Genomic DNA, 7,473 nt, shown 5'->3' with positions numbered 1-7,473 from the left:
ATACATTACCCTAAATTCAATTGAAGATGCTTTTTTGTTTTGTCTAACCCGAAGGGGTCAGTTCAAATAGTTGAGATTCCTTCTTTTGTTTTTTTATTGTTCAAAAGCTTTTTTAAAGCGTTCTACGCCGTCTCGGACAGTCTCAAATGAACAAGCTACATTCATACGTAGGAAGCCTCGTCCTTCTTCTCCGTATTTTGTCCCTGGTTCTAATGCCAGTTTACCAATTTCTAATAGACGGTTCATGATGTCTTTTTCTTCAAGCTTTAGCTCTCTGTAATCCATCCAAATTAAATAAGTGGATTGTGGTTTAATGATGCGAATGCCAGGGATCTGCTCTAACTCTGCTTTTACATAATCCATATTTGCTGAAATATAAGCAAGTAATTCATCTAACCAACGAGAGCCTTCTGTATACGCAGCATGCAATGCTACAGAGGCAAATGTATTTAATGAGCCTTGTCCACTCGCCATATTTACAGCCTCTAGCTGTAGACGTTTTTTCTTATCTGGCACAATCATATAGGAAACCTGAATACCTGCTAAGTTAAATGTTTTAGTAGGAGCCATACACGTTATAATACGATTGATTTCATCGCCTGCTACTTTGGCTATAGGAATATGTTTCTCCCCATTTATCATTAAATCAGCGTGAATTTCATCTGAAATAATGAGGACATCGTATTTAGCACAGAGTCGTACAATTTCCTTTAATGTAGCTTCATCCCATACAAAGCCCCCAGGATTGTGAGGATTACATAATATGTAGGCTTTCACATTTTGAGCTAATGCCTGTTCAAAGGTTTCAAAATCAAAGATAAATGCACCATCTTTTTCAACTAGTGGGCAGCTTATCACTTCACGACCATTGCTTTTTGGGATGTTAAAGAATGGTGGATAAACTGGTGCTGATATAAGGACTTTATCTCCGGGATTAGTTAATGCCACAATGCTATTTGCTAAGGCAGCGACAACACCATTACAAAATAGGATGGAATCCTTGTCAATGTGCCAGTCATGGCGAGTATTTTGCCAGTCCACGATTGACTGTATCGCTTCCTCGCTAATAAAGCTATAACCAAAAATAGTGCGTTCAGCATGTTCCTGCAATGCTTTTGAAACGGCTGTTGGAGCAGCAAAATCCATATCAGCTACCCACATTGGCAAGATATCGGACGCATCGTTAAGTCCATAAACCATTTTCATTGCGTCCCATTTTACGGAGTTTGTACAACGACGTTTGATAGTTTGATCAAAAATAGACAAGCAAATCACTCTTTTCTTTTTTATTTACTATGGTATCATACGATTATGATCAAAGGATAATAGGTGAGTATTTTGGAAAATGTAAAAATGAATCAAGCAGCTGTCCATCTGCTAGAGGAGTGGGATCCATTCCACTTAGGTCCAGACCATTACGATACAGAAACAGCAGATGTTGTAGCAGCATTGCAAGGAATCGATGATCCATCGACGCTTGCAAAAGTAATTCAAGAAACATATGAGCATTCGTTTGAGCAATGGATTCCTTTTGAAGATTGTGTAGCCATCTCTTACAAACTGATTGCTATTAAATTTGAAGCAAAATGTATTATTTAAAATATTTTGCATATTTCCTATAAAAAAAGGGGTTGTCATGCGACAACCTCTTTTTTGCATCATGATGTTTGAGGTTCTATATTCTTATTTAAAATAATGGTAGGATCCCCTAAATGAAAATAGTAAGTATAGAAATTGGGGCCACATAGCGAATGAACATATACCATATTGTAAACATCCAACTGGATGCGGCTAGCTCTTTACGTGAAATATTTTTTGTATAATAATAACCTGCAAAAATAGAAATCAGAAGAGCTCCTATAGGCATTTCCGATATTGTTAGTCATAAAATCAACAAAATCAAAAATAGATCGATCTAAAATTTTTACATCTGATAGTATACCAAATGACAGCGCACTAGGAATACCAACGATAAAGATAATGATACCACCAATCCATGCAATTTTTTTACGTTTTTCTGGTTTATCTCCGATAGCAATTGCCACGACGATTACTAACATTGAAATGGAAGATGTAACTGTCGCAAATAGTAACAGGGTAAAGAAGATGGTTAAGAATAGACCACCAAGAGGTAATTGCTCGAATACAGCTGGCAAAATAATGAATACGAGGCTAGGCTCTTGATCAGGCGTATAGCCAAGTGCAAACACTGCAGGAAAAATAACAAGGCCAGCAAGTAAAGAGATAATTATGTTCATGGATGCAACCTTGATTGCCGAATTACCAATCTTCTCTGTTTTCGATAGATAGGAAGCATAAGTAATCATGACAGCTATACCGACACTTAGTGAGAAAAATGCTTGTCCTAATGCCATCAAAAATGTTTCAGCATTCAAGTAAGACCAATCAGGTACAAACATCAATTTAACGCCTTCCATTGCTCCATCCAACGTTAAAGATCGAATGACTAATACAATGAAATCTGCATAGTTGATGTCAGAACCAGCATTCGTTAGCTTAAAGGTAATCCTACAACACTATAGAAAGATAGAATAAGGCCTGCAATGACCATCCCACCCCAGCCAATCAAATCCCATGGCTTTCCTGGCGCTTGTTCTTTAAAGGAAGTGACAGCATCTTTTTGTCCACGACGACCAATCATAAACTCTGCAATGAGCACAGGTAAGCCGATAAAGAATGTACATAAAACAAATAATAAAATAAAGACACTCCCACCATTCGTACCTGCCATATAGAGGAATTTCTAAATGGCTCCTAGCCCTATAGCACTTCCGGCAGCATCTAAAATAAACCCAATTTTAGATGTAAATTGATCTCTCGATGACACGAAAATAAAGCCTCCTTATACTAAAGTTTTATTTTACCCCAATATTTTCATAACACAAGCAAATATCTGAATATTGATTGGTGATATTTCTACTTGAGGGACCAATTTTAATATAGAGTGGTAACACTTTAGTAAGGTCCTTCCTTTTTTGAGTAAATAACAACTAAATTATGTAACAATTAGGAAGGTTCTATCGTTCCATAAACAAAAGGAGGGGATCGTTTTGGAGGAGGCTGAGTTAATAGCAAAGGCACAGCAAGGAGACAAAGACGCCTATATCGAACTTATTCGAATTCATCAACAAACAGTTGAAAAGTTTGCTTTTCAGTGTGGTGTACATAGCAATGATTTAGCAGATGTTTCACAGGAGGTATTTGTTAAGCTATATCGTTTTTTACATCAATTTAAGCAAGATCGATTTACGACGTGGCTCTATAAAATTACATTGAATGCAACACGTGATTATTATCGCAAAGAACAACGACAAAAGGAAAAAGAGGGCAGGCTTAATAAGCAACAGCAAACTATTTTTCCCTCTGCAGAAGACGATGTTCTCTTGTTTGAAGAGGATAGACTTTTACATAGTGCCATTCAAGTCCTTGATGAAAAATACCGGCACCCGCTCATCCTATTTTACTTCCACGAATTAAAATACGAAGAAATTGCAGAGGTATTAAATATTTCATTATCAACGGTCAAGGTGCGTTTATTACGTGCGAAAGAACAGCTGAAGGCATCATTAATACAAGAAGGGAGTGTTGAAAATGGATGATAAGCAATTTGATAAACATATGGTGCTATTAAAAAAATCCTATGAGAGAATGGAATCACAGCTGGATCCACAACGAGTTCTTCAGCAAATTGAAGTCGAAGATGAAACAAGGGAATCTTTAGAAAGCATCAATATGGTTCGAAAGCCTTCTGCAAAATGGCAAAAATCGGCTGTATGGATCGCTAGCATTGCCAGTGTGCTTTTGGTAGGTATTTTAATTTCGTCTTACATGTTCCCTCCTTCAGCATTCGTTCAGTCAGATGAAGAAAAGATTGAAAGTACCTATGAAGATTGGTTATCTAGTTTACAAAAAAAGTATCAAGAGAAACGTGAAAAAACACGTATTGAACTAAACATACCTGAGGAATACTTTAAAAAACTCTCGTTTGTTGAATCTGCTGAATATAAATACAATGATAAAGCTAAAAATAAAAAAATAGTACTAAATAAATTGGCTTATGATCCTAAATATTTAACACAGTTAGAGCAAGAGATACTAGACAGTTTGCATACACCTCGAGAACTGATTGAGCGAATTGAAACGTACGAAAACCCGATGTCATTTGGCGAGTCTAGATATTTCTTTAGCATATATTACCACCCAATGAAAGAAGTTTTGCAATATTATACAAATGAACTTTCCCAATACAATAAGGTACTGTCACAAAAAAAGAAAGATTATCCTAAAGAACTAAATCAATTAATTGCAACGGCCAAAAAACAATATTTCGAGTTGTCTTATGATGGGCAAAACTATAGTTTTAGAACAAATCCAATTTTTATGAAAGATGCACCAGTATCTATTGACCGTCTTCATCCTGATGTATTAGGCTATTTTAAATATTTGGCTACGGGCTCTTTATTCAATGGTGAGGATTTACGTTTTTCTGCAGAAGAATCTGCTCGTATTTTAAAATTATACGAAAGAACATTAGTCAATGATCTATCAAATTCATACCTCGATCTCCAATTACGCAATTTAAAGAAAGAGTTTGAAAATGGATGGCTTGTATTATTAAAAGGTATTGATGATAAAATTAGATACTCACCCGAGCATATAAAGCTATTAAATGATACGGCAAATGGGAAGTATGGGGAATCGATGCGTTTGACCGCACAATTCATCCTCGAAGAATTTAAGAGAGAAGGAACATCCAAAACCATAGACAAACTAACAAGACAGGATATTGGGATAGAGCTTTCATATTTAAGTAATGAAGTTTATATAGAAATATATGATGGTTCAACAGGTTTACAAATTGATACCCGCTGGATTATCCAAACGGAAGGTTTATACAATGCATATACGTCAAGTAAAGATGATACCATCCTAGATTCATTAAACCCAATGAATGTTGTGAGCCTATTCTTATATGCACACGGAAAAGGTGATCAAGAAACAGCTAAACGGTTATTGTCTCAAGAAGTAGATTTGAGTAAAATGGTTCAATTTGAGGGTATGGAACATTTTACAATTCTTTATGCAACAGATGCTTCTCAAACAACCATTAAAGCTGGTGTTAAGCCAGAATCAATTCACCTGATTGGTCAGCATTTAACCTTCCAATTAGGTACAGTGACTACAGGAAATGGTGAAAAACGTTGCATCATTACAGCCATTTCTGAGTAAGGAGATTTTTTGCCCCTATTTTACACGTATGTTATAATTTAACCGATATATACGTAGCAAACCAAAAGAAAGTGGGCAAAGGTTATGGTAAAAAAATATGAATTAGGAGACGTGTTGACCGGAAAAGTTACAGGTATTCAACCATATGGTGCATTTGTTGCACTAGATGACAATACGCAAGGCCTTGTGCATATTTCGGAAATAACATACGGCTTTGTGAAGGATGTTAGTGAATTCCTAGCTGTTGGGCAAGAAGTAGAAGTTAAGATTCTTGAAATCGATGAAGAGGCCGAAAAAATTAGTTTATCGATGAGAGCGCTACAGGATCGCCCAACAGCAGTAAGAAAAAAAGATGCACCACCACGAAAATCATTGCAGGACCGTGTAGATGAATCGGATGCAAATGGTTTTAATTCCTTAAAAGATAAATTACAGGACTGGATTGAACAATCAGGGCAATAAAAAGACGAGGATGCTTTCGGAATGAAGGTATCCTCGTTTTTATGTTATTGCTTTTTTATTTTTCGGATTCGGTATTGTAGGTTTTGTCGACTCATCCCAAGTGCATTCGCTGCCTTTGTTATATTGCCCTCATATAAATTTAAGACATTTTGCACATAATATGATTCGGCTTCACGCAAATAAGCATCAAGTGGCATGACATCATGATTTTGATGAAACATAAAGAACTCTGGTTCGCGATTGTTGGTGTCTTGCTGCTGTACCTTGAAGCGGAAATGCAGTGGCAATAAATCTGAGGTTACAGTTGACTCTATCGTCATAAATGAAACAATTTCATCCAAAAGTAGCTCTAGTTCCTTTAAATTGCCGGGCCAATCATATTGTAAGAATAATTCCTGTACATCTGGTGCAAGTTCTGTAACTTGTGAAGCAAATCGTTCACGATGTCGGCTAAAATAATCATCCACAAATGGGAGAATATCTTCTTTCCGATCAGTTAAATTGGGAACCGAAATAGCCATTGTAGCAAAGAAATAGTAAAGTGATTTTGACAGCTTCTTTTCGGCAATTAAAGTAATAGGATCGCTTCCTACACTACCAATCATCATATATTTGGACTGCGGAAGAGATTGTAGTATATCTAATAGTTGCTCTTGAATAGCTAAGCTCAAAAAATCAATGCGCTCAAAGAAAAAGGTATAGTCTTTATCTTCTTCTAAGAGTGCAGTCAATTTATCAAGCACCGATTGAGCCGAACGTCGACTAACCAGTGTCATAAAAGCTTCAGGATCTGGGGAAGCTGCATGGTGAATGCCTTCAGCTACTAAATCCTTGCCAGTGCCAGATTCTCCAATTAATAATACAGGTAATTTTACAGCGGCTGCTTTCTTAGCGTTTTCGATGACCTGCTTCATTGCTTCAGATTCGGCTTTAATCATATCGAATGTTAAGGGTTCATCGTAACGACGAAGGGGTTGATAAACAAGCTTTTCTAATGATGTAATATCACGCGCAAATTCTATTGCACCAATGAGTTTATCTTCAACAAAAAGTGGAAAAGTATCATTAATTGTTGTAATTTCATGGCCACTTTTATTCCAATAGGACTGTTTTACGTTAATTTCCTTTTTTCCTGTTTGTAAAACTCGCATCAATGTACTTTCATGCTGACGGAATGAAAACATTTCAATAATGGAACGATCCGCAAGTTCATCAAAATGGAATCCTTCAATTTCTTTCATTTTTGTATTGTAAATAATCGTCTTGCCAGATAGGTCTACTGCATGAATACCAACGGATACATTTGTTGCAATAAACTCATAAAAAGGTAGTAAAGGTTCAGAATTTTTCATAAAAATGTGCACCTCGAAAATTTTTTACTTGAAATATGCAACGAAATTTTGCATTATAATAAGTGTAAGAATATTTTATACGCAAAAATATTTTGCGTCAATGTTTTTTGCATACCCAAATAGATCTCACAAGGGAGGATTAAGTATGATTCCATACAAACACGAACCATTCACAGATTTTTCACAAGAGGCAAACTACAATGCTTATGTAGAGGCTTTAAATAAAGTTGAAGGTTATTTAGGTCAAGACTACCCACTTATTATTGGTGGCGAGCGCATTACAACTGAAGATAAAATCGTTTCGTACAATCCTGCAAAGAAAACAGAAGTTATTGGCCGTGTGTCAAAAGCAAGCAAAGACTTAGCAGAAAAAGCTATGCAAGCAGCAGATGAAACATTTAAAACATGG

6 protein-coding genes and 2 pseudogenes are annotated in these 7,473 nt (G+C 36.2%); 5 read left to right on the top strand and 3 right to left on the bottom strand.

Translation table 11 applies throughout. The features are described from left to right. Nucleotides 1–93: 93 nt before the first annotated feature. A complete protein-coding gene (locus AO843_RS23530; protein WP_054613478.1) occupies nucleotides 94–1,266 on the bottom strand; it encodes a MalY/PatB family protein in 1,173 nt (390 codons plus the stop codon). Between the two features lie 72 nt (nucleotides 1,267–1,338). Between AO843_RS23530 and AO843_RS23525 the strand changes: the two genes are divergently transcribed. Beyond that, entirely contained in the window at nucleotides 1,339–1,599 is a 261-nt protein-coding gene (locus AO843_RS23525; RefSeq protein WP_008178143.1) for a DUF1871 family protein, read from the top strand. A 109-nt stretch (nucleotides 1,600–1,708) separates the two neighbouring features. Here the strand turns inward: AO843_RS23525 and AO843_RS23520 are convergent. Next, nucleotides 1,709–2,848, bottom strand: a pseudogene (locus AO843_RS23520) (sodium-dependent transporter). A 223-nt stretch (nucleotides 2,849–3,071) separates the two neighbouring features. On the opposite strand from AO843_RS23520, the gene AO843_RS23515 reads away from it, so the two are divergent. The 3 genes from AO843_RS23515 to yugI all read left to right on the top strand — a co-directional run bounded on the left by AO843_RS23515 (nucleotide 3,072) and on the right by yugI (nucleotide 5,712). After that, on the top strand, nucleotides 3,072–3,620 hold the full coding sequence (locus AO843_RS23515) for an RNA polymerase sigma factor (protein ID WP_054613477.1): 549 nt from the start codon (nucleotides 3,072–3,074) through the stop codon (nucleotides 3,618–3,620). Next, complete coding sequence (locus AO843_RS23510) at nucleotides 3,613–5,250, top strand: hypothetical protein (protein ID WP_054613476.1); 1,638 nt, start codon at nucleotides 3,613–3,615, stop codon at nucleotides 5,248–5,250. Before AO843_RS23515 ends, AO843_RS23510 begins: the two co-directional genes overlap by 8 nt. A gap of 84 nt (nucleotides 5,251–5,334) precedes the next feature. Beyond that, nucleotides 5,335–5,712, top strand: coding sequence for a S1 domain-containing post-transcriptional regulator GSP13 (yugI, locus tag AO843_RS23505; RefSeq protein ID WP_054613475.1), 378 nt, complete (start codon nucleotides 5,335–5,337; stop codon nucleotides 5,710–5,712). A 44-nt stretch (nucleotides 5,713–5,756) separates the two neighbouring features. On the opposite strand, the gene AO843_RS23500 is transcribed toward yugI, so the two are convergent. Next, nucleotides 5,757–7,064 carry an AAA-type ATPase lid domain-containing protein gene (locus AO843_RS23500; protein WP_054613474.1) on the bottom strand — a complete coding sequence of 436 codons (1,308 nt, stop codon included), beginning with the start codon at nucleotides 7,062–7,064 and terminating at the stop codon, nucleotides 5,757–5,759. Between the two features lie 145 nt (nucleotides 7,065–7,209). Here AO843_RS23500 and AO843_RS23495 point away from each other — a divergent pair. After that, nucleotides 7,210–7,473, top strand: a pseudogene (locus AO843_RS23495) (L-glutamate gamma-semialdehyde dehydrogenase); the annotation flags it as partial.

Origin of the sequence: Lysinibacillus sp. ZYM-1, assembly GCF_001308875.1 — a bacterium.
Classification (GTDB): Bacteria; Bacillota; Bacilli; order Bacillales_A; family Planococcaceae; genus Lysinibacillus.
Note: the sequence above shows the minus strand (reverse complement) of the source record. Positions and strands in the feature narration are given on the sequence as shown.